The organism is Mesorhizobium sp. B2-4-6, from assembly GCF_006442775.1.
Taxonomy (GTDB): Bacteria; Pseudomonadota; Alphaproteobacteria; order Rhizobiales; family Rhizobiaceae; genus Mesorhizobium.
The window spans coordinates 114694-136034 of the sequence record NZ_VFVI01000003.1; the positions used below are offsets into that span (position 1 = coordinate 114694).

At 62.4% G+C, this 21341-nt stretch carries 16 protein-coding genes, 1 tRNA gene and 1 pseudogene; 5 read left to right on the forward strand and 13 right to left on the reverse strand.

Features of this window, described 5'->3' with window-relative positions; translation table 11 throughout:
* The first annotated feature begins 242 nt into the window (after positions 1-242).
* On the forward strand, positions 243-1364 hold the full coding sequence (locus tag FJ957_RS10475; RefSeq protein ID WP_140831071.1) for an ABC transporter substrate-binding protein: 1122 nt from the start codon (positions 243-245) through the stop codon (positions 1362-1364).
* Positions 1365-1471: 107 nt separating this feature from the next.
* Here the strand turns inward: FJ957_RS10475 and FJ957_RS10480 are convergent, their stop codons facing one another.
* The 8 genes from FJ957_RS10480 to FJ957_RS10515 all read right to left on the reverse strand — a co-directional run bounded on the left by FJ957_RS10480 (position 1472) and on the right by FJ957_RS10515 (position 9544).
* Complete coding sequence (locus FJ957_RS10480) at positions 1472-3436, reverse strand: acetyl/propionyl/methylcrotonyl-CoA carboxylase subunit alpha (protein ID WP_140831073.1); 1965 nt, start codon at positions 3434-3436, stop codon at positions 1472-1474.
* Positions 3437-3485: 49 nt separating this feature from the next.
* Positions 3486-3863 carry a hypothetical protein gene (locus tag FJ957_RS10485; RefSeq protein WP_140831075.1) on the reverse strand — a complete coding sequence of 126 codons (378 nt, stop codon included), beginning with the start codon at positions 3861-3863 and terminating at the stop codon, positions 3486-3488.
* 119 nt (positions 3864-3982) lie between these two features.
* Positions 3983-4513, reverse strand: a complete 531-nt coding sequence (locus FJ957_RS10490) for an O-acetyl-ADP-ribose deacetylase (protein ID WP_140831077.1) — start codon at positions 4511-4513, stop codon at positions 3983-3985.
* A gap of 2 nt (positions 4514-4515) precedes the next feature.
* A complete protein-coding gene (locus tag FJ957_RS10495) occupies positions 4516-6123 on the reverse strand; it encodes a carboxyl transferase domain-containing protein (protein ID WP_140831079.1) in 1608 nt (535 codons plus the stop codon).
* 2 nt (positions 6124-6125) lie between these two features.
* On the reverse strand, positions 6126-7289 hold the full coding sequence (locus FJ957_RS10500) for an isovaleryl-CoA dehydrogenase (RefSeq protein ID WP_140831081.1): 1164 nt from the start codon (positions 7287-7289) through the stop codon (positions 6126-6128).
* Between the two features lie 48 nt (positions 7290-7337).
* Positions 7338-7985, reverse strand: coding sequence for a TetR/AcrR family transcriptional regulator (locus FJ957_RS10505; RefSeq protein WP_140831083.1), 648 nt, complete (start codon positions 7983-7985; stop codon positions 7338-7340).
* A gap of 96 nt (positions 7986-8081) precedes the next feature.
* Positions 8082-8363, reverse strand: coding sequence for an acylphosphatase (locus FJ957_RS10510; protein WP_140831085.1), 282 nt, complete (start codon positions 8361-8363; stop codon positions 8082-8084).
* A 68-nt stretch (positions 8364-8431) separates the two neighbouring features.
* Positions 8432-9544 (reverse strand): pyridoxal phosphate-dependent aminotransferase, encoded by a 1113-nt coding sequence (locus tag FJ957_RS10515; protein WP_140831087.1) that lies wholly within the window; start codon positions 9542-9544, stop codon positions 8432-8434.
* Positions 9545-9667: 123 nt separating this feature from the next.
* Here FJ957_RS10515 and FJ957_RS10520 point away from each other — a divergent pair, with 123 nt between their 5' ends.
* Both FJ957_RS10520 and FJ957_RS10525 read left to right on the forward strand, forming a co-directional pair.
* A complete protein-coding gene (locus FJ957_RS10520) occupies positions 9668-11350 on the forward strand; it encodes a sulfotransferase (protein WP_140831089.1) in 1683 nt (560 codons plus the stop codon).
* 66 nt (positions 11351-11416) lie between these two features.
* Positions 11417-13096: a sulfotransferase gene (locus FJ957_RS10525; protein ID WP_140831868.1), complete on the forward strand. Its 1680-nt coding sequence runs from the start codon at positions 11417-11419 to the stop codon at positions 13094-13096.
* Positions 13097-13448: 352 nt separating this feature from the next.
* Here FJ957_RS10525 and FJ957_RS10530 read toward each other — a convergent pair whose 3' ends face one another.
* The 3 genes and pseudogenes from FJ957_RS10530 to FJ957_RS10540 form a co-directional block, all read right to left on the reverse strand.
* The gene (locus tag FJ957_RS10530; protein WP_140831091.1) at positions 13449-14636 is read right to left on the reverse strand and encodes a porin; all 1188 of its coding nucleotides are present in this window, start codon (positions 14634-14636) and stop codon (positions 13449-13451) included.
* Positions 14637-14734: 98 nt separating this feature from the next.
* Positions 14735-14947, reverse strand: a pseudogene (locus FJ957_RS10535) (GIY-YIG nuclease family protein); the annotation flags it as partial.
* A gap of 31 nt (positions 14948-14978) precedes the next feature.
* Positions 14979-15069 (reverse strand) — tRNA-Ser (locus tag FJ957_RS10540).
* Between the two features lie 449 nt (positions 15070-15518).
* Here FJ957_RS10540 and FJ957_RS10545 point away from each other — a divergent pair.
* Together FJ957_RS10545 and FJ957_RS10550 are read left to right on the forward strand one after the other, a co-directional pair.
* A complete protein-coding gene (locus FJ957_RS10545) occupies positions 15519-16664 on the forward strand; it encodes a porin (protein ID WP_140831093.1) in 1146 nt (381 codons plus the stop codon).
* A 242-nt stretch (positions 16665-16906) separates the two neighbouring features.
* Entirely contained in the window at positions 16907-17983 is a 1077-nt protein-coding gene (locus FJ957_RS10550; protein ID WP_140831094.1) for a site-specific integrase, read from the forward strand.
* A gap of 75 nt (positions 17984-18058) precedes the next feature.
* On the opposite strand, the gene FJ957_RS10555 is transcribed toward FJ957_RS10550, so the two are convergent.
* Positions 18059-18958 (reverse strand): alpha/beta hydrolase, encoded by a 900-nt coding sequence (locus FJ957_RS10555; protein WP_140831096.1) that lies wholly within the window; start codon positions 18956-18958, stop codon positions 18059-18061.
* A 102-nt stretch (positions 18959-19060) separates the two neighbouring features.
* Complete coding sequence (locus FJ957_RS10560; protein WP_140831098.1) at positions 19061-21094, reverse strand: lytic transglycosylase domain-containing protein; 2034 nt, start codon at positions 21092-21094, stop codon at positions 19061-19063.
* Between the last annotated feature and the right edge of the window lie 247 nt (positions 21095-21341).

Genomic DNA, 21341 nt, shown 5'->3' on the forward strand with positions numbered 1-21341 from the left:
TCAGGCGCGGGGCGCCGGGGAAGCTCGATTGCAAAAAAGCCGCGACCGGCCGGGACAAGGCCGGCGCGGCTTTTTGCATTACGTGTGGTAATCGGCCGCGTGGCCCAAGAAATCCTCGCCTAAATGAACCAAAACCTTCCGCATTGTGCTCTCGACAGTTTCGGCGAAGGGTGAAATTGTCCCGGCTCTGTGGAAGAAGCGCGGCCGGAGCGGCGCGCGCAAGTGGAGGAGTTCTTATAGTCATGAAAAAATTGGGTATTTTGAGCGCGGCCGCATTTGGCCTGATGATGAGCGCCTCGGTTGCCTTCGCCGACGACATCACCATTTCGGTGGTCGGCCCGATGACCGGCCAGCTCGCCACCATCGGTGACCAGTTCAAGCAGGGCGCGCAGGCTGCCGCCGACGCGATCAATGCCGCTGGCGGCGTCAACGGCTCCCAGATCAAGCTCGACATCGAGGACGACCAGTGCGATCCGAAGCAGGCGGTCTCGGTCGCCAACCGCATCGTCGCCAACGGCGTCAAGTTCGTCGACGGCCATGCCTGCTCGGGCTCGAGCATTCCGGCCTCGGCCGTCTATGCCGAAGCCGGCGCGCTGATGATGAGCCCCGCCTCGTCCAACCCGGTGCTGACCGATGCCGCGGCCAAGGCCGGCTGGCCGACCATCATGCGCCTCTACACGCGTGACGACGCGCAGGGCGCCTTCATCGGCCCTTGGATCGCCAAGAAATACGCCGGCAAGAATGTTGTCGTCCTGCACGACAAGAGCGCCTACGGCCAGGGTGTCGCCGATGCGGTGAAGGCGACGATGAATGCCGGCGGCCTCAAGGAAGTCGACTATGAAGGCATCAATGCCGGCGAGAAGGACTATTCGGCCCTCGTCACCAAGCTGAAGGAACTGAAGGCCGATGTCGTCTATTTCGGCGGCTATCACCCGGAGGCGGGCCTGATCCTGCGTCAGGCGGCCGAGCAGAACGTCAAGTTCCAGCTGATCATGCCGGACTCGATCGCCTCGCCGGAATTCTGGCAGGTCGCCGGCCCGGCCGGTGAAGGCACCATGTTTGTCTTCCCGTCGGACCCGCAGTCGAAGCCCGAAGCCAAGGACGCCGTCGCCAAGATCAAGGCCGGCGGCTTCACGCCGGAAGGCTTCACGCTGTTCTCCTATGCGGTGATCCAGGCCGTGGCTGAAGGCGTCAAGCGCGCCGGCACCGACGATCCGGCCAAGGTCGCGGAGGCGCTCAAGGACGGCAAGCCGATCAGCACCGTCGTCGGCGACGTCGTCTTCGACGAGAAGGGCGACCTGAAGAACGCCAGCTACGACATCAACCAGTGGCACGACGGCAAATACGCGCCGATCCAGCCGTAATTCGGTTCTGCAATCGAGGAAATGGCCGGGCTCGTCCCGGCCATTTTCGTTTGTGCCGTGGCATTGACGTACAGGCGAGGCCGGCGCTGTCCCGCCGACATAGCTATTCAGCCCTGGCCGTCCTCCGCGAACCGGACCAGCACCGTGCCGTCGCTGACCTGTGCGCCCTCGGCCGCGATCTCGGCGATCACGCCGTCATGCGGGGCGGCGATCATATGCTCCATCTTCATGGCTTCGAGGATCAACAGCGGCTGGCCCTTGATCACGGCATCGCCCGCCGCGGCGCGCACCAGCTTGACCAGGCCTGGCATCGGCGCGCGCAGGCTGCCTGCGGCGGCTCCCGCCTCGTCGGCCTTGGCAAGCGGATCGGGAACCGTGAACGTATAGCCGACCGCGCCCTCGAAGACGGTAACGTGGCCGGGCCAGCGGGCGGCATGCGGCATGGTCCGCAAATCGTGCGTGTTCACCGCATCATGCGGTGCCTCCAGCGCCACCTGGAAGCGGCTGTCCGGCCGTGCCGAAACCTTGGCCAGGATGTTCTCCTCGCCATGGCGCAGGCGAATGCGGCGCGACAGCGTGTGGAAATGCGCATAGCCGGAAAGCGTGGACCAGGGATCGGCGGCGGGACCCGGCGTGCCGGCATCCATCGCGGCAAGCGCCGCCGCGGCGATCGTCTCGTCGCCCGGCCCGGGAATGGTGGTGAGCGCCTCCTGATGCCGGCCGATCAGCCCGGTATCGACGTCGCCGGCCGCGAAATCGGCGTCGGCCGCGAGCGCCGCCAGGAAGGCGGTGTTGACGGTCGAGCCGGCGACTTCGGTCCGGGCGAGGGCATCACGCAGCGCGCCGAGCGCCGTGGCCCGGTCCTTGCCGTAAACAACCAGCTTGGCGATCATCGGGTCATAGAAGGGCGAGATCGCATCGCCGGCACGCACGCCGGTCTCGATGCGCATCGCGGCGCCTTCCGCCGCGGCGTCGGGGAATTTGAGATGATGCAGCGTGCCGGTCGCCGGCAGGAAACCCTTCGCGGCATCCTCGGCATAGAGGCGTGCCTCGAAAGCGTGGCCGGCAAGCGCGATCTCGCCCTGCATTTTCGGCAGTTTTTCGCCGGATGCGACGCGAAGCTGCCATTCGACCAGATCGACGCCGGTGACCATCTCGGTGACGGGGTGCTCGACCTGCAACCGCGTGTTCATCTCCATGAACCAGAAGCGGTCGGCTTTGAGCCCCTGAGAGGCGTCGACGATGAACTCGATCGTGCCGGCGCCCGAATAATTGATCGCCTTGGCGGCCTTCACGGCCGCCTCCGTCATCGCCTTGCGCAGCACCGGCGTCATGCCGGGGGCGGGCGCCTCCTCGATCACCTTCTGGTGGCGGCGCTGCGCCGAGCAGTCGCGTTCATAGAGATGCACGACATTGCCGAAATTGTCGCCAAACACCTGCACTTCGATATGGCGCGGCTTGTCGACATATTTTTCCACCAGCACGCGATCGTCGCCGAACGCTGCTTTCGCTTCGCGCCGCGCGCCGGACAGCGCTTCCGAGAAATCGTCGGGGTGGTCGACGCGCCGCATGCCCTTGCCGCCGCCGCCGGCCCGCGCCTTGATCAGCACCGGATAGCCGATCTCGCGCGCCTTGGACGCGAGCAACACGATTTCCTGCGCCTCGCCGTGATAGCCGGGCACCACCGGCACGCCGGCTGTTTCCATCAGCCGCTTGGCGGCGTCCTTCAATCCCATGGCGCGGATCGAGGCGGCGGAGGGGCCGATGAAGACGAGGCCTGCCGCCGTCACCTGATCGACGAAATTGGGGTTTTCCGACAGGAAGCCGTAGCCGGGATGGATGGCCTCGGCACCGGTGGCGAGTGCCGCCGCCACGATCCTGTCGCTGCGCAGATAGCTCTCGCCGACGGGCGAGGGGCCGATATGCACCGCCTCGTCGGCCATCTCGACATGCAGGGCCTTGGCGTCCGCATCGGAATAGACGGCAACGGTGCGCACGCCGAGCTTGCGGGCGGTGCGGATGACGCGGCAGGCGATCTCGCCGCGGTTGGCGATCAGGATCTTACCGAACATGGAGCCCTCCCGTTTTTCTGCGGGTGGCGCCAGTCCAGAAGGCGCCGATTTACTTCGAAACTGCGATCGCGCAGCCGCCGCTCGCGGTTCTGACCTTCCACTTTTTCAGGCCGTACTGGCAGTTGCGCAAAGCGATCTCTTCCGCCGCCTTCTGAGTCGGCGCGTTGAGTTTTGCTCCACAAATTATGTAAAGATCGACCACCCGCGAATAGAAGGTCGTCGCGTAGGCGGAATGCCCGCTCGCCGCTTTGTAGGCGAGATAAGTTTTGTAGCAGGCTTCCTTTGGATCCAGCGACAAATTTGGAGCAAACCGCTTGTCCCCCATCTTGCCAGCCAGCGATTCTGCCACCGCGGCGGCGGGTGCTGCGAATATTAGAACTACGGCAAGCATCGAGACGATCGGCTTGCGGCAATATTTCGAGATCATTTCCACCCAACCCCATTTGCCCAGTGCAAGATGAGGAATAACGAATATTTTTCGCCCGCGCCAGCGGGCGTTTGGAAATTCGCACTTGCCTGTACTGTGGAATCGCGTGGTCCATAAGTTCAGTCTTTCTCAGCGTCAGCAGCGGCCCGCCGGTAAAGTTCCGCCATCTGGTCGTCGAAGCAGCAGAAAGTAACGACCTCCGGCACCGTGTTTTGTCGCAAGAAGTCGGCTGTCGTGCCTACGGCGATACTGGTCGCTTCGTCCTTGGGAAAGCGGTAAATGCCGGTCGAGATCGCCGGGAAGGCGATGGTGCGACAGTCATGGTCGCGGGCGATTTCGAGCGAACGCCTATAGCAGGAGGCGAGCAGCTCCGCCTCGCCCTTGCCGCCGCCTTGCCAGACCGGCCCCACCGTGTGGATGACATAGCACGCCGGCAGCCGGTAACCCTTGGTCAGCTTCGCGTCGCCGGTCTTGCAGCCGTGAAGCGTGCGGCATTCGGCGACCAGCTCCGGCCCCGCCGCGCGATGGATGGCGCCGTCGACGCCGCCGCCACCGAGCAGCGATGAATTGGCGGCGTTGACGATGGCATCGACCGCGAGCCTGGTGATGTCGCCGGTGTGCACGCGGATCCTGTCGCCGAGAGCGCCCATCGTCACATCCTGAACACGCCGAATTTCGTCTCCTCGATGCCGGCATTGAGCGCCGCGGAGAGGCTGAGCGCCAGCACTTCACGGGTCCTGGCCGGATCGATGATGCCGTCATCCCAGAGCCGCGCCGAGGAGTAGAGCGGGTGGCCCTCATGCTCGTATTTCATCAGGATCGGCTTCCTGAACTTCGCTTCCTCGTCGGCGCTCCATTCACCGCCCTTGCGCTCGATGCCCTCGCGCTTGACCATGGCGAGCACCGTCGCCGCCTGCTCACCGCCCATCACCGAGATGCGCGCGTTCGGCCACATCCACAGGAAGCGGGGCGAATAGGCGCGGCCGCACATGCCGTAATTGCCGGCGCCGAAGGAACCGCCGATGATCACGGTGAGCTTCGGCACCTTCGCGGTGGCGACCGCCATGACCAGCTTGGCTCCGTCCTTGGCGATGCCGCCGGCCTCGTATTTTCGCCCAACCATGAAGCCGGTGATGTTCTGCAGGAAGACCAGCGGAATGCCGCGCTGGCAGCAGAGCTCGATGAAATGCGCGCCCTTGAGCGCGCTTTCGGAAAACAGCACGCCGTTATTGCCGATAATGCCGACCGGCATGCCGTGCAGATGCGCGAAGCCGGTGACCAAAGTCGTGCCGTAGTTTTGCTTGAACTCGTCGAACTCCGAACCGTCGACGAGACGCGCGATCACCTCGCGCACGTCATAGGGCTGGCGCAGATCCGTCGGCACGACGCCGTAGAGTTCCCGCGGATCGTAAAGCGGTTGAATCGGCTTCTGCAAATTCAGGCTTACGGCCTTGTTGCGATTCAGGTTCCGGATGATGCGCCGGCAAATGGCCAAGGCGTGTTCGTCGTCCATGGCGTAGTGATCGGCGACTCCGGAAAGCCTGGTGTGGACATCGGCGCCGCCGAGCTCCTCGGCGCTGACATCCTCTCCGGTGGCGGCCTTCACCAGTGGCGGGCCGCCGAGAAAAATGGTCGCCTGGTTGCGCACCATGATCGTCTCGTCCGACATCGCCGGCACATAGGCCCCGCCGGCCGTGCAGGAACCCATCACGCAGGCGATCTGCGGGATGCCGGCCGCCGACATGTTGGCCTGGTTGTAGAAGATGCGGCCGAAATGCTCGCGGTCGGGGAAGACCTCGTCCTGGTTGGGCAGATTGGCGCCGCCGCTGTCGACCAGATAGACACAAGGCAAATTGTTCTGCAGCGCGATCTCCTGCGCCCTGAGATGCTTCTTCACCGTCAGCGGATAATAGGTGCCCCCCTTCACCGTGGCGTCGTTGACGACGACCATCACTTCCTGGCCTTCGACGCGGCCGACGCCGGTGATGATGCCGGCGGACGGAATGTCCTCGCCATACATCGACCATGCCGCGAACTGGCCGACCTCGAGGAAGGGCGAGCCGGTGTCGAGCAACTGCGCCAGCCGCTCGCGCGGCAAGAGCTTGCCGCGGCCCTGGTGGCGCTCACGCGCCTCGTCGGAGCCGCCGCGCTCGACGCTTGCCGCCTTCTCGGCGATGTCGGCCACCAGCGCGCGCATGCGCTCGGCATTGGCGCGGAAGGTGTCGGAGGACGGGGAGATTTGGGTTTGAAGCGTCGTCACTGTCACACCCCCTCCGCCATGATCTCGCGCCCGATCAGCCAGCGGCGGATCTCGCTGGTGCCGGCGCCGATCTCGTAGAGCTTGGCGTCGCGCAGCAGCCGCCCGGCCGGATAATCGTTGATGTAGCCATTGCCGCCGAGCAACTGGATGGCGTCGAGCGCCATCTGCGTGGCCTTTTCGGCGGCGAAGAGCACGCAGCCTGCGGCGTCCTTGCGCGTAGTCTCGCCGCGGTCGCAGGCGGCGGCCACCGCGTAGACATAAGCCCGCGCGGCGTTCATCGTCGAGTACATGTCGGCGAGCTTGCCCTGCACCAGCTGGAACGTACCGATCGGCTGGCCGAACTGCTTGCGCTCATGCACGTAAGGCACGGCGACGTCGAGGCAGGCCGCCATCAGCCCGATCGGCCCGCCGGAGAGCACCGCGCGCTCATAGTCGAGCCCTGACATCAGCACCTCGACACCGCGCCCTTCCTCATGCAGCACATTCTCGAACGGCACCTCTACATTCTCGAACACCAGCTCGCCGGTGTTGGAGCCGCGCATGCCGAGCTTGTCCAGCTTCTGCGCGACTGAAAAGCCGGCCATCGTCTTTTCGACGATGAAGGCCGTGATGCCGCGCGAATGGCGGTCCGGATCGGTCTTGGCATAGACCACCATCGTTCCGGCGTCGGGGCCGTTGGTGATCCACATTTTCGAGCCGTTGAGCACATAGCGGTCGTTGCGCTTTTCGGCGCGCAGCCTGAGCGACACCACGTCCGAGCCGGCGCCTGGTTCCGACATCGCCAGCGCGCCGACCGTCTCGCCCGAGCAAAGGGCAGGCAGGTACTTCTCCTTCTGCGCCGGGGTGGCCCAGCGGTTGATCTGGTTGACGCAGAGGTTCGAATGCGCGCCGTAGGAGAGTCCGACCGAGGCCGATGCGCGCGAAATCTCCTCCATCGCCACGACATGCGCGAGATAGTTCATGCCGGTTCCGCCGAAATCGGGATCGGCGGTGATGCCGAGCAGACCGAGCGCGCCGAGCTCGACCCACAGATGCGCGGGGAACTCGTTGGAGCGGTCGATCTCGGCCGCGATCGGCGCGATCCTGTCCTGGGCGAAGCGCCGCACGGTATCGCGCAGCGCCTCGATGTCGGGATCAAGTCCGAAGTTCAGCGTATTCGTGTACATGCCGTTCCTCCCTGCGCATGCCCGGTATTCGCGGAGATCATGCCTGTATCAGAGTGCCACGGCGTCCCTGGCGCGCCCGGAAGGACGCGCGGTGCCATGGCTGATTGTCGCGCCGACCAGGCGCATTGTCATCGAAAGATATGATGCCGTGACTTCAGCGATCGACAGCCGCTCGTCCGGCCGGAACCAGACGATGACACCGGTCATCATCTGGATCAGCGCCATGGCGGTGAGCCCGGTATCGTCGACCTGAAAGACACCGGCCTCGGCGCCGTCGCGCAGGATCGTGCGCAGCTCCTTCTCATAGGCCGTGCGCATCTTGAGGATCTGCGTCAGCCTTTCGTGCGACAGGCTGCGCAACTCCATGTTGGAGACATGGGTGGCGTGACGTCGCTCTATGTGGAAGGCGATGTGGTTCTCGACATAGGCGGCAAGGCGGGTGACCGGATCAGCGCTCGCCGGCCGCGCCGCTTCCCAAGCCTTGAGCAGGCCTTCCATATGCTCACGCATCAATGTGAACAGAAGGTCCTCCTTGGTCGGGAAGTAACGATAGAGCGCGGCTGCCTGCACGCCGACCTCCGCCGCCAGCTGCCGCATCGACATCGCCTCGTAGCCGAGGCGCGCGATTAGGCTGACCGCCGCCTCACGGACGGCCGCTTCGGTTTTTTCCCCGTCGGAACCTGTGGTGCGCGCCATGTTCGCCTCCACCAACGTTAATAAAACGAACGTTCAATTAATTCAAGATACCTTATGGGCCCGTTGCCCGCCCTGGTTTGCGGAGGCGAAGTGAAACTAGACGATGATCCTGAAATCCACGGGCGCGTCGTCGGACGCTTCCTCGATCTCGACCTTCGAGACGAGCGCGCCCCGCGGCCCTTGCCACAGGCGTTCGATCATCGCCATGACAGCGGCATCGGCGCCGGCAATCAGCGCGGCGACCGAGCCGTCGCGCTCGTTGCGCACCCAACCCGTCAGTCCGAGGCGCATGGCTTCGCCGCGCGTCCAGACACGGTAGCTCACACCTTGAACCTTACCGGAAACATGCGCCCGAACGGTTCTGTGTTTGCCTTGCATTGCCTGTGCTCCGCGTTGCACTTGGCGGAATCTGGCACAGCAAAGGGCAAAGGCAACAGGGGCTCGGGCTAGTTCCCCCGCGCCGCCGCCAGGACGCCAGGCAGTTCCTCGGCGAAAATGTCGAGCTCGTGGTCGAGCCCGACGCTGACCCTTATGCAGCGGTCGAGCACCGGCACCATAGGCTTGCGGATGAACACGTCGCGCGACAGGAGGCCCTGCATCACTTTCAGCGCGAAGGCGCCATCGCGGACGCAGTCGATGGTGACGAAATTGGTCGCCGACGGCAGTGGCTTGAGATCGTTCTGCCTGGCGATGGTTGAAATGCGCTCGCGGCCCGCGGCCACGCGCGCCACCACCGAGCGCAGGTAGTCCTGGTCGGCAAGCGCCTCGAGGCCGGCGATCTGCGCCATGCGGCTGACGCCGTAGTGGTTGCGGATCTTCTCGAAGTCGCGGATCACCTCCGCCTCCGCGACGGCGTAGCCGCAGCGTATGCCGGCCAGGCCGTAAGCCTTGGAGAAGGTGCGCATGCGGATGACGTTCGGCCGCGCAACGTCGATCGCAGGCAGCGCCGAGGCGGGTCCCAGCTCGCCATAGGCCTCGTCGAGCACCAGCATGGTGGTTTCCGGCAGCGCTTCAATGAAGCGGACGACATCCGGCGCCTCCCACCAGCTTCCCATCGGATTGTCGGGGTTGGAGAGATAGACCAGCGGTGCCTTTTCGCTCGCGGCCTTGGCGAGAAGCCCGTCCAGGTCTTCCTTGTCGTTGGCATAGGGCACCGTCACCAGGCGGCCGCCGACGCCGGCGATATGGAAATTGAAGGTGGGGTAGGCGCCGAGCGAAGTGACCACGGCTTCGCCGGGCCCGACATACATGCGCGCCACCAGGCCAAGCAGGCCGTCGATGCCTTCGCCCACAACCACGTTTTCGACAGCCACCTTGTGATGCGCGGCGGCCGCCACCTTCAGCTCGTAATTGTCGGGGTCGCAATACATCCACTGATCGCGGGCGACGCTCTCCATCCGGGCGATGACGCGCGGCGACGGCCCGAAACTGCTTTCATTGGCGCCGATGCGGGCGCGGAATGGCCGGCCGCGCTCGCGCTCCTGCGCCTCCGGGCCGACGAACGGAACCGTGGTGGGAAGCGCGCCGATGATCGGCGTGAGGGATGGGCGCTGGCGCATGGCAAAAGCTCGCGTGGAAGAGGCGTTCTTGCTAGCGTGATCCCCCGACCGGTGCAAGCTGGGGTGGGAGGCGCAGTCTCGCGCGGGCTGGATTCCGGCGGCTTCTTTTGCTAGCGAAGCGCCATGAACAACCGTCTGCCGCCCGGCTGGGCCAAGCATATCAAGTCCGGTCCGGTACCCAAGCCATCCGCTCCGGCGCTCAGGCCGGGATCGCCCCAGGCGAATCCCTCGAGACCGGACGCGCGCGCGCAGTCCGACGACCTGCTGCTGAAGCAGGCCTATGACCATCAGCAGGCCAAGCGCCCGAAGCAGGCTCAGGATCTGTGCCTGCAGGTTCTGGCGCACACGCCGAACCACCCGCGCGCCCTCTACATTATGGGAACCGTATGCCTGGGCTATGACGACGAGACGGCATTGCAATATTTCGCCCGTGCCATCGCGGAGGAGCCGCGCAACATATACTATCACCTCAGCCTGGGCGAGGCCTATGTAAAGGTCGGTGAACATTCGCCGGCGATCGAGCACATGCGATACGCCCTGGAATTGCAGCCCGATCTTGTCGTGGCGCTCTGTGCCTTGGGAAGTACTTATGTGGAATCCGATAAGCCCAGTCTGGCTTTGCCGCTTTACGAGAAAGCGCTGAAAATCGATCCCGATCATCCCGAGATCAGGGTGGGGCTGGCCAATGCCCTGAGCAGCGTGGGCCGCATGGACGAGGCCGCCGCCTGTCTGAAACAGGCAATAGAGCGGCGCATCGACCTGCCGGGCGCCTATTACCATCTTGTGCAGACGCAGAAGTTCACTCAGGAGCCTCCGGAACTCCGCTCCATTCTCCGGGAGCTTGGCGATTCGAAACTCGATCCGGGGAGTGCCCGGCTGCTCCACCATGCCGCTGGCAAGGTGCTCAATGATCTCAAACGCTATGATGAGGCGTTCGATCATTTCCGGAAGGCGAAACAGGTCTCGAAGCTATTCGATATCGATCAGTACCGTCGGTGGGTCGACGCGCTGATCGAGGTCTTCACGCCGGGATTGTTTGCCGCTGCCGAGCACAGCTTTGGCGATTCCTCCGAGCAGCCGGTTTTCGTGGTTGGCATGCCGCGCTCCGGGACGACGCTGACGGAACAGATCCTGGCCAGTCATCCCGATGTCTATGGCGCGGGGGAGCTTGCCAAGTTGGGGCGAGTTGCCAATGCCATCGGCCTCAAGCCCTCATTGGCCGCAAAGTTGAACGGCGTTGTCGATTCGATCACGCCGGAACTATCGAAAACGCTGGCCACGGAGCATTTGTCCTATCTCGCGAAACGGTCGGCCACGGCACTGCGTATCGTCGACAAGATGCCGCACAATTTTGAGTTGATCGGCCTTATCGGCTTGCTCTTTCCCAAGGCGCGCATCATTCACTGTCGTCGCGACGCTATCGACAATTGCATTTCCTGCTTCGTTCTGCCGTTCAATGGTTATCACAGCTACAGCAATGACCTGAGAACCCTCGGCTTATACTATCGCGAATATGACCGCTTGATGCGGCATTGGAACGAGGTGCTTCCAGGCCGCATCTTCGAGAATCGCTATGAGACACTCGTTGACGACCAGGAGGCACAATCGCGCCGGCTGATCGACTACATCGGCTTGCCGTGGGACGATGCCTGCCTTCGCTTTTTCGACAAGGAGGGCTCCGTGACCACGGCGAGCCGCTGGCAGGTCCGGCAGCCGATCTACAAGACGTCGGTCAAGCGCTGGAAAAACTATGAAAACGAAATTCAATCGCTGATCGAGGCGCTTGGCGATCTCGCGGATACTTGAACGACAGGCTCGCCGCTCACCCAGCTTTGACTGGATTCCGTCGGTACTTTATTGCTAGCAGGCATGATGAACAATCGTTTGCCGCCTGCTTGGGCAAAACACCTCAAGTCCGCCGCCACGCCGAAACCCGGATGGCCCCAGGCAAGTCCGCCACAGTCAGGCCTGCCGAAGGCAAATTCGTTCGCACACGCACAGGTTGATGACGCGTTGCTGAAGAGAGCCTATGAGCACCAACAGGCCAAACGACGTGGTGAAGCAAAGGATTTATGCCTTGAAGTGCTGGCACGGACGCCAAACCATCCACTGGCGCTGTACATCATGGGCACGGTTTGTCTAGGCTATGACGACGAAGCGGCTCTGCGCTATTTCGCGCGTGCGACCGCCGAGGAGCCTGGAAACCCATACTACCATCTTAGCTTCGGCGAGGCCTATGCGAAGCTGAGTGAATTCTCAGCCGCCATGAAATACATCCAGCATGCCTTGGAAATACAGCCCGATCTTGTGGAGGCCCTGTGCGCCTTGGGGCGTGTTTATACCCAGTTCGACAAACCCGACCTGGCATTGGCGCTTTATGAGAAGGCGCTGAAGATCAACCGTGATCACCCCAAGGCACGGACCGGAATGGCTGCTGCGCTCACCGGTCTTGGGCGTATGGACGAGGCCGGCGCCTATCTCAAAGAGGCGATCGAACGCCGCGTCGACGCAGCGGCTGCTTGTTACGAGCTCGTGCAGACCAGGAAATTTACCGAAGAGCCTCCGGAACTCCAATCGATTCTTCGCGAACTCGACAGTCCGGGGCTTAACGCGGAGGCGGCGCAGAGCCTTCACTACGCCGCCGGGAAAGTGCAGAACGATCTCAAGCGCTACGCGGAAGCATTCGACCATTTCAACAAGGCCAAGCAGGCCGCCGGCTACAGGTTCGACATCGATCAGTATCGTCGTTTCGTAGATTCGATAATTGAAATCTTCACGCCCGGCTTGTTTGCTGCCGCGTCCGGCCTTGGCGATCCTTCCGATCTCCCTGTGTTCGTGGTTGGCATGCCTCGTTCCGGAACGACGCTGACGGAACAGATTCTGGCCAGTCATCCCGGGGTTCATGGCGCGGGAGAACTTGCAAAACTAAGGCGGGTAGCAAACGCAATCGGCCTCAAATCGTCGGCTGAAGATTTGGGCAAGCCCGTCAATTCCCTTACACCGGATCTGACCAGGACGCTGGCCGAAGAGCATCTATCCTACCTCAGGGAGCGGGCGCCTGCTGCGCTCCGCGTCGTCGACAAGGAGCCACACAATTTTGAGCTGATCGGTCTTATCGCCGTTCTGTTCCCCAATGCGCGCATCATTCACTGCCGCCGCGATGCCATCGACAATTGCGTGTCATGCTATGTCCTGCCCTTCAGTTCGGCGCACAGCTACAACGCAGACTTGCGGACACTCGGCCTGTACTATCGAGAATATGACCGTTTGATGCGTCACTGGAACGAGGTTTTCCCAAGCCGTATCTTTGAAAATCGCTATGAGACGCTTGTAGAGGATCAAGAGGCGCAGTCGCGCCGGCTCATCGATCATCTCGGCCTGCCTTGGGATGACGCATGCCTGCGCTTCTTCGATAGGGAAGGGGCGGTCACCACGCCCAGCCGCTGGCAGGTTCGTCAGCCGATATACAAATCGTCCGTGAAGCGCTGGAAGAATTACGAAAGCGAGGTCCAGCCTTTGATTGAAGCTTTGGGCGACCTCGCCGACGTTTGACTTCGGTCACGGGGTGCGGCTGCTCCGGGCGCCGTCTCACCTGGATTTGAAAGCTTTCCACCGCGCTGCGCCGCAATCAGGTCGAACGCCTAGAGTAATTCCAGGAAAAGCGTGAGCGGTTGGGCTCAGCGGTCTCGCCGTAGCCTTCCGTCCGGAATTGCGTAAAAACAAGGAAATAGAGCGGCGCGCCGTTTCCGTGAAATGGTGAAACGCTCTAACGTCGCCCCGGATATACTGCTGACGCAACATCCTAACTGCGCAGCGGTTTTGGGATCTCGACATCCATCAAACGGAAAAGAAAAACCCGGCGGTTGCCCGCCGGGTTCTCCTGTCTCCCCAGAAATACCTGGTCTTAGAAATCGCGCTGGAAGCGGACGATAGCGCCGACGGAGTTCTTCTTCTCGGAGCCGGCCCAAACGTTGCCGTGGTCGAAAGCATCCGAACCAACGTGCTGGTAGTCAACTTCGGGCGTGATCGTCAGGCCGGGAACGACGGTGTAGGCAATGTTGGCCGCGATGCCGTAATCCTTCCACTGATCGCCCGACACCTGGAGGTTGAACGAGGCCTTGTCGCTGAACTTGTAGGTGCCGCCGGCCCAGAAGCCCCAGTCGCCGCCCCACGGCTTGTAGAAGCCGCGACCGTTCGCAAAGGCAGTGTTCGGGTTGGGGTTGAAGTCGTTAAGCTTGCCCTCGCTGGCGTAGCCGAACATGCCGAAAATCGACAGCTCGTTGGTCACGTTCACGTCCACGCGAACCTTGCCGGACACATATTCGTAGTTGCTGTCATAAGCGACGACGCCGACGACATCACCCCAGCCCTGCGTATACTTCAGGCCACCGACGATGTGCGGAACGTAGCTGTCGATCGTGCCGACACCATAACCATAAGTAGCACCTGGCGCGGCCTGGTCGGCGCCGCCGGAACCTTCTTCGAGAGAGGCCATCGCCGAGAAACCGTTGCCGGCGTCGAAGTAGTACTGAACGACACCGGTCTTGAACCCGCCGTAGGGAACGATGGTGTCGTTGACGACGTTGCCGGCGTAGCCGACGAACGTATCAAAGGCCGATTCGTCCAAGCCGACCCGCAGGCCGCCAAGCTGAATCCAGGCGAAGTGCATGTCGAAGCTGTTTTCAGCGTTGTTGCCGTTGCCGTTGTCGAACGGGTGGTTTTGGAAGTTCATGCGCGTTTCGGTATAGGTCTTCAACGTGCCGAGTTCCGTTTCCTGGCCGGTCCAGGTCTTCAGCGTGAAGCGAGCGTCTTTGTACCAGGTGCCCTGGTTTTTGCCGTTGACGACGTCGTCGGCGCGTGCGCCGGTGAACGTGCCAACATCACCAAAGCCGGCGTCATAGCGGACATAGCCGCCGATGCGCAGGCAGGTTTCGGTGCCCGGGATGTAGAAGTAGCCGGAACCGTACACGTCGCAGATCTTGACGTATTCGGCCGGTTCCGGCTCGGCGACGGTCACTGCGTCCGCGGCGCGAGCACCGGAAACTGCGACCAGAGCCGCAGCTGAGCCGAGAAGAAGGCTCTTGATGTTCATTTTCTGACCTCCAGTCAGAATCGGACGGAGGAGGTCGAAAAAAGACAGGCAATTGAACCGTTTTCCCTTTTATTCCATGGAGATAAACCTTGGATCGGTCAATGAGGCGCTGCCCACCAAAACCGTTTGTTGGCGAAGACCTTGCCGGATCCGGTCTTGAAATGTTGCTCAAGTTGCCGCGCGTTGGCCTCGGTTTCGCCCCCGATGCAGGACTTCAGGGTGACAGGCAAATAAGCCCTGGTCGAAGTCACCTGTCCTGATTGATGCGATTCGAAACGACGCCGCGGATCATTTGTCGATCCGACATAGACATCGCTGTTGTGGAGCTGCGGGAAATAGACGTGGCGGAGAGGATGGGATTCGAACCCACGAGAAGCTTTTGACCTCTACTCCCTTAGCAGGGGAGCGCCTTCGACCACTCGGCCACCTCTCCGTTGCGCCGCTGGATAAAGAAAAGCGCCGGCACAATCAACAAGCCTGCGCCATAATCAGTGAAAAATCGGGCAAGCCTGCGCATTCGCGCCGCTTCAGGTGGCGATTCTGCGGCGATCGCTTGGCGGTCGACTCAGCCGTCCGCCGCATTCGGTCGGTCCTGTGCCGGATTCGGGCGGATTCAGCCGGTACGCGGACCTCAATGGTTAACGAGAGCTTTCGGAGTGAGGCCAAATCGTGTCATTTGTGCAACAACGCCCGGGGATAGCATCCAGACAGCCGTTGCGGCGGTACGATCCTGGTTGAACGGCGCCGGCTCATGGGTAATGTCAGCTTCGAAGGAGCGGCGCGGTGCGCATCTTTTTCGGTAGTGGGGATGGGGCAGGGAACGCTGTCCTTCAGCAAAAAATACCCAGACCCGTTTTTTAACTTTTGACTGGAGGTCAGAAAATGAACATCAAGAGCCTTCTTCTCGGCTCAGCTGCGGCTCTGGTCGCAGTTTCCGGTGCTCGCGCCGCGGACGCAGTGACCGTCGCCGAGCCGGAACCGGCTGAATACGTCAAGATCTGCGACGTGTACGGCGCCGGCTACTTCTACATCCCGGGCACCGAAACCTGCCTGCGCATCGGCGGCTATATCCGCTATGACGCTTCGGCTGGTGAAGAGGGCTCGTTTACGGGCCGCGGCACGACCGACGTCCTGAACGGCGACTCGCAGCGTTCCTGGCACAAGCAGGCTCGCTTCGCGCTGAAGACCTGGACCGGCCAGGAAACCGAGCTCGGCACCTTGAAGACCTACACCGAGACCCGTTTCGACTTCGCCGACGGTGCTTCGTCGGTTAATACCCACTTTGCGTGGGTCCAGCTCGGTGGTCTGCGCATCGGCGCCGACGAATCGGCCTTCGACACCTTCACCGGTTACGCCGGCTCCGTCATCAACGATACGATCGTTCCTTACGGCGGCTTCGACACCAACCTGATCAGCTACACCTTCGACGCGGGCAACGGCTTCTCGGCCATTGTCTCGTTCGAAGAGGGCAATTCCTACGGTGGCTATCACTACGCCGACCGCCTCGCCAACCATACCGTTGACGGTGGCCGGTATGATGCTGGCAGCGAGCTTATCGACAGCTACGTGCCGCATATCGTCGGCGGCGTGAAGTGGACCCAGGGTTGGGGCGGCATCAGCGGCGTCGTCGCTTACAACAGCAACTGGGAAGAGTGGACCGGCAAGGTTCGCTTGGACGTGAACGTCAATGACGCATTCACACTGTTCGTCATGGGCGGCTACGGCACGGACAAGAACTCTGACCGCAACTTCTACAAGCAGTGGGGCGGCAACTGGGCAGTGTGGGGCGGTGGCACCTACAAGTTCAACGAGAAGACCTCGTTCAATCTCCAGGTTTCGTATGACGAAGCCAAGGAGTTCGGTCTCGCGGCGAACGTCGCCTACACGATCGTTCCCGGCTTTTCGGTCATCACCGAACTTGACTGGGCTCACAACGACCACGAGAAGAACGGTTTCAACTGGACCGAAATTCCTGACGGCAAGAAGAACGCCCTCGGTGGTTTCGTCCGCTTCCAGCGCGACTTCTAAGGGCTGGAACCCTACAGGTGAAATCCGGCCCGGGCGCTTCCACGCCCGGGCCGTTTTTGTTTCCGCGGTGGCGGCAATCCGAACGAAAGGATGGGGGTGAAACGGTAAGCTGATCGGGTCTGTTGGGCGATCTTGTGGGTTCCGCGCTGGCGGATGAGATCGTCGACAAGATTCGAAAACTCTTGAAAGGACACTCCCAAGCGGTTAGGGCTGGTCCCTTAACCACAGGGGGTGTGGCTAAAATGTCGAACGAAGCGATTCAAGAGGGTGAGCCCTCTGGTCATTTTGCGGTATTTTCTTCTCAGAATTCGAACTTTCGATACACCTACAACAAGATCCGAGAAGTAAAGTCGTATAGGATCGGAGAGCTTTTCGTAGCTTATCGAGATATACTCTGGGATGACGGGCGGCATAAATACAATGTCAGCTCTTTCATCGGTGAAATAGACGAGATCCTTCTGGGAGAGCGTTTCAGCACCTTTGACCAGAACACCCTGGACAATCTTATCGGTACATTGCGCCAGCGCGGCAACAGCAACGCAACCATCAACCGCAAGATGGCTGCCCTCAGCAAATTGCTGCGTAAGGCGCATAAGATGGGAGATATCCACAGCCTGCCCGAGTTCCGCCGCCAGAAGGAGCGGGCGGGACGGATTCGTTTCCTCGAAAGGGACGAAGAAGCAAGGCTGTTTGCGGCGATCAGGAGCCGCAGCGAAGATGCCTACAGGCTTTCCGTCTTCCTGGTCGATACCGGCTGCCGCCTCGGCGAGGCGCTCGGCCTGATATGGAACGACATCCAGGAATATCGCGTCTCCTTCTGGATCACCAAATCCGGCCGCAGCCGCACCATTCCGATGACCGAGCGCGTCAAGGAAGTCATCAAGCTGCCGCCGAACACGGAAGGACGCCGGCCGAAAGGCCCGTTCACCAAGCTGACACAGGCGCAGTACCGCGCAATCTGGAACGAGGCGAAGACCGAAGTCGGTCTCGGCGCCGACGAACAGGTGGTGCCGCACATCCTGCGTCACACTTGCGCTTCACGGCTCGTCCAGGGCGGAATCGACATAAGGCGCGTCCAGATGTGGCTGGGCCATCAGACCTTGTCGATGACAATGCGTTACGCGCATCTGGCCACCAACGATCTCGATGGCTGTGTGGTCGTTCTCGAGAAGCCACGCGGCGACGAGGCGTCGTCTCGCTCGGCCGAAGCCTCCGTGTTCGCGTCGCCCCTTACGACGCCGACCTCTGCCCCGCCGTCTCGGAAAGCGAAGGGGCCGGAATCGGCCAAGGCGCCCCGCAAGCGCTCGAAAGGCGAATAGACGGGCGGATCGCTCCCGCCGGCATGCGCAAATCTATATTTGGATGGTAAGCCCGGGCTGACATAGTCTCGGGCTTTATTTCATTTCTACTCGATATTCGGCCCGATCGAGGAATGCGGCAATCTTTCCAGGCAAGTCGCCGGTTTCGAGAAAGGGCGCGTGGCCCTGGCCTTCGACGGTGGTCTGTTCCATGCCGGGGTGCCGCTCCTGCATCGCTTGAAGCGTCGCCGTGGAAAGCAGTTTCGAGTTTGCGCCGCGAATCGCGAGCAGTGGAATGGCGGCGAGCGCGTCGAACTGCGGCCACAAATCCGGCAGCGGCTTGCCGAAGTCGACGCCGGCCAGCGTGTCGACAAGGGCCGGATCGAAATCCGGCACCCAGCCGGCATCCGTTTCGCGGCAGATCGCGCCCACCATGCGTGCCCAGTCGGCGTCGGTCAGGTTGGGGAAGTCGGCGCCGTGCACGCGCCGCTGGGCATCCACCGCCTCGGCGAAGGTCTTCGGTTTCGGCGCGCGGTCGAGATAGGAGCGGATATGGGCGAGGCCCTCTACCTCGATCACCGGGCCGATGTCGTTCAGGACGACGGCCCTTAGTACGGCCGGCTTCAATGCGCCGAGCACATGGATGATCAGGCCGCCGCGCGAAGTGCCGACGAAGGCGGCTTGTTCGATGCCGAGCGCAGACAGCCCGGCAAGCACGTCGCCGGCTTCGACCCCGACATTATAATGGCCGATATCGGGATCGTGGTCGGATTGCCCGCGGCCGCGGTAGTCGAAGGCAATGACTTTCCGGGGGCTCTCCGTTCTCTTGGAAAGATGGATCGCGAGTTCATGAAAGTCGCGCGCATTGCGGGTGAGGCCGGGCAGGCAGACTGCCGGGCAGCCCTTGGCATTCGGTTCGCCATAGATCCGGGCATGAAGTTTCAGGCCGTCGGGCGAGGGATAGAAGAAGTCGGAGAAATCTTCGTCGCTCGCCATCGCAATACCGCTCCTCGCTGGGTAATCGACAGCTACAGGCGAGGGCGGGGATCGTCAAATGGCGAGTTCTTTCCTTCTCCCACAAGGGAGAAGGGAAAGTCTTCAGCTGCGCCCGTTCACGAGGTCGCCCACGATGTCGTATTTCCCTGAAATACGCATCTTATAGACCTCATAATTCTCCATCACGCGCTGCACGTAACTTCTTGTTTCCGTGTAGGGAATCCGCTCGATCCAATCGGCGACCGCATCGACGTCCTTGCCGCGCGGATCGCCGTATTTCGCCACCCATTGGGCGGCGCGATTGGGGCCGGCATTGTAGCCGGCAAAGGTCAGCACGTAGGAGCCGCCGAAGCGGTCCAACTGCTCGCCAAGGAAGGCCGAGCCCAGCGTCGCGTTGTAGCCGGCATCCGTCGTCAGCCGCGCCTGCGAAAAGGTCATGCCGGCCTTCTTCGCCAACTGCTTGGCGGTGCCCGGCATCAGCTGCAGCAGGCCGCGTGCGCCGGCGCTGGAAACGGCGCCGATATTGAACTCGCTTTCCTGGCGGGCGATGGCGTAGGCGAGCGCCTTGCCGGACCCCGAAATGTTGGCCGAATCGGGAATGACACCCAGCGGATGTGAAAGCGCGCCGACATCAATGCCGCGCTGCCCGGCGATCTTGCCGACCTTCAGCGCCATGAAATGGTTGCCCTGCTTTTCGGCCAGCACCGCAAGCAGCGCCAGTTCGCCCGGGCTGGTCAGTTGCCCGGCAAGGTCGCGGTAGAGCGTTTCGGCATAGCGGTCGTAGCCTGCTTCCTGCAGCCGCTTGATCGCGCCGACTGCTTCTCGGTTGTCAAAGCTCTGACGATCGGCGGCACTCGGTTTCGGATAGCCGATGTTGAGCGTTCTCAAGCCCACGCGCTCGCCCGCGAGCTGTCCGTAGAAGGTCGTGCCGTAGCCGGCCGCACGCGTGAAGTAATCCTTGGCGTTGCCTGGGCCGCCGACTTCCGCCGCGCGGCCGAGCCAGTAATAGGCGCGCGACAGCGACACCGGTCCCTGGGCGAATTCGGTGATGCGCGTGAAATGCCCGGCGGCGGTCGCCGGATCGTTGAGGCCGCGCAATGCATACCAGCCGGCATGGAATTCGGCTTCGGCGGCGTTCAGCGGGCTCTCGGCGGCGTGCATGGAGACGATCTTGTAGGCGGTCTTCATGTCGCCCTGGTCGACCAGCTCACGCGACAGCACGCGGCGTTCGACCCACCAGGCATCGGGGTCGACCAGCGAATCGCGATCGGTCGGCGCCTTCACGACGATTGCGGCGGCATCGGCGAATTTCTGCTGCTTGCGCAGATATTCCGCCTCGGCGAAGAAATAGCCGGCGGAGCGCTGCGCGGCGGGCACCGCCTTCAACAGCTTGGCGGCGTTCTTGTCGCCCTTGTCGGCAGCCGCCCAGGCATCCGCCAGGGGCTGTGCGCCAGCGAGGCCGGCGACCCTCAGCGCCGAGGACGGCCGGTCGGCATAGAACATGCGCTCCATGCGGTAGCGATGGTCGGCCGCCGGGATCAGCGCGCCGAACTCCTTGATGACGGTCGCCTCGTCCTTTGCTTCCAGCTTCTCGGTGCGCCAGAACGGCACCAGCACCGCGCGCGCCGCCGCCTGGTTGCCCAGCGCCATCTGCGAGCGGGCAAGGATGATCACACCCTCGGGCGTCAGCGGCTGGCTGCGGCCGAAGGCCTGCACCACCACTTGCGGCGGCGGGTTCTCGCGATAGAGCGCGCGCTCGCTGTTCTTGCGCAACGCGATCGTGCCGGGCCATCCCGGCAGCATCTTGGCCGCGTCGGCGATCTCGCCGCTCGGCACCTGATCGCCGCCGTAAAGCGCGATCGCCCAGGCAAGGATGTGCCGGTCGAGCGAGGTGGCGGGCAGCGTGTCGCGCGCATTGCGCGCGCCGGCGATGTTGTTGGCGGCGAGTGCATCGAGCCCGCTCTTCAGTTGCGCTATGTCGGGGGCGGTCGACATCTGGCCCGGCGCCTGCGGCGGGTCGGGCGCCGGAATCGAGGCTGTCGCGCGCACATCGACGCTGCCGCCGATCGCCACGGTGGGCATCAGCGCGACGATCGCGCCCAAAAGCGCGAAAAGATGGGGCCGCTTCGTCGGCATTTTACGATCCTAGCACATCGTCAGCAGGCGCGGGCATTTGAGAACCCGATGCGAAGCCTAAACTTAGGTCGTGAAAGGCTCGTAAACAAAAGGTTATCGAGGCCGTTCGAATTGCACCCGCTGGCACTATTCCCATGCTTGCCGCTGAACCATGTCGAGACTATGGTGCGCGGCTCCGCTTTCGGCTAGAAGGCGCGCAACCAACCGATCTAATGAACACCGATGCATGTCGCCCAAAAGTGGGAAC

What these genes read in the sequence shown, in the direction of transcription:
- FJ957_RS10530 (WP_140831091.1), bottom strand. Translation starts at nt 14,636, where the DNA reads ATGAACATCAAGAGCCTTCTTCTCGGCTCAGCTGCGGCTCTGGTCGCA.
- FJ957_RS10505 (WP_140831083.1), bottom strand. Translation starts at nt 7,985, where the DNA reads ATGGCGCGCACCACAGGTTCCGACGGGGAAAAAACCGAAGCGGCCGTC.
- FJ957_RS10485 (WP_140831075.1), bottom strand. Translation starts at nt 3,863, where the DNA reads ATGATCTCGAAATATTGCCGCAAGCCGATCGTCTCGATGCTTGCCGTA.
- FJ957_RS10500 (WP_140831081.1), bottom strand. Translation starts at nt 7,289, where the DNA reads ATGTACACGAATACGCTGAACTTCGGACTTGATCCCGACATCGAGGCG.
- FJ957_RS10475 (WP_140831071.1), top strand. Translation starts at nt 243, where the DNA reads ATGAAAAAATTGGGTATTTTGAGCGCGGCCGCATTTGGCCTGATGATG.
- FJ957_RS10520 (WP_140831089.1), top strand. Translation starts at nt 9,668, where the DNA reads ATGAACAACCGTCTGCCGCCCGGCTGGGCCAAGCATATCAAGTCCGGT.
- FJ957_RS10480 (WP_140831073.1), bottom strand. Translation starts at nt 3,436, where the DNA reads ATGTTCGGTAAGATCCTGATCGCCAACCGCGGCGAGATCGCCTGCCGC.
- FJ957_RS10550 (WP_140831094.1), top strand. Translation starts at nt 16,907, where the DNA reads ATGTCGAACGAAGCGATTCAAGAGGGTGAGCCCTCTGGTCATTTTGCG.
- FJ957_RS10545 (WP_140831093.1), top strand. Translation starts at nt 15,519, where the DNA reads ATGAACATCAAGAGCCTTCTTCTCGGCTCAGCTGCGGCTCTGGTCGCA.
- FJ957_RS10560 (WP_140831098.1), bottom strand. Translation starts at nt 21,094, where the DNA reads ATGCCGACGAAGCGGCCCCATCTTTTCGCGCTTTTGGGCGCGATCGTC.
- FJ957_RS10555 (WP_140831096.1), bottom strand. Translation starts at nt 18,958, where the DNA reads ATGGCGAGCGACGAAGATTTCTCCGACTTCTTCTATCCCTCGCCCGAC.
- FJ957_RS10515 (WP_140831087.1), bottom strand. Translation starts at nt 9,544, where the DNA reads ATGCGCCAGCGCCCATCCCTCACGCCGATCATCGGCGCGCTTCCCACC.
- FJ957_RS10490 (WP_140831077.1), bottom strand. Translation starts at nt 4,513, where the DNA reads ATGGGCGCTCTCGGCGACAGGATCCGCGTGCACACCGGCGACATCACC.
- FJ957_RS10525 (WP_140831868.1), top strand. Translation starts at nt 11,417, where the DNA reads ATGAACAATCGTTTGCCGCCTGCTTGGGCAAAACACCTCAAGTCCGCC.
- FJ957_RS10510 (WP_140831085.1), bottom strand. Translation starts at nt 8,363, where the DNA reads ATGCAAGGCAAACACAGAACCGTTCGGGCGCATGTTTCCGGTAAGGTT.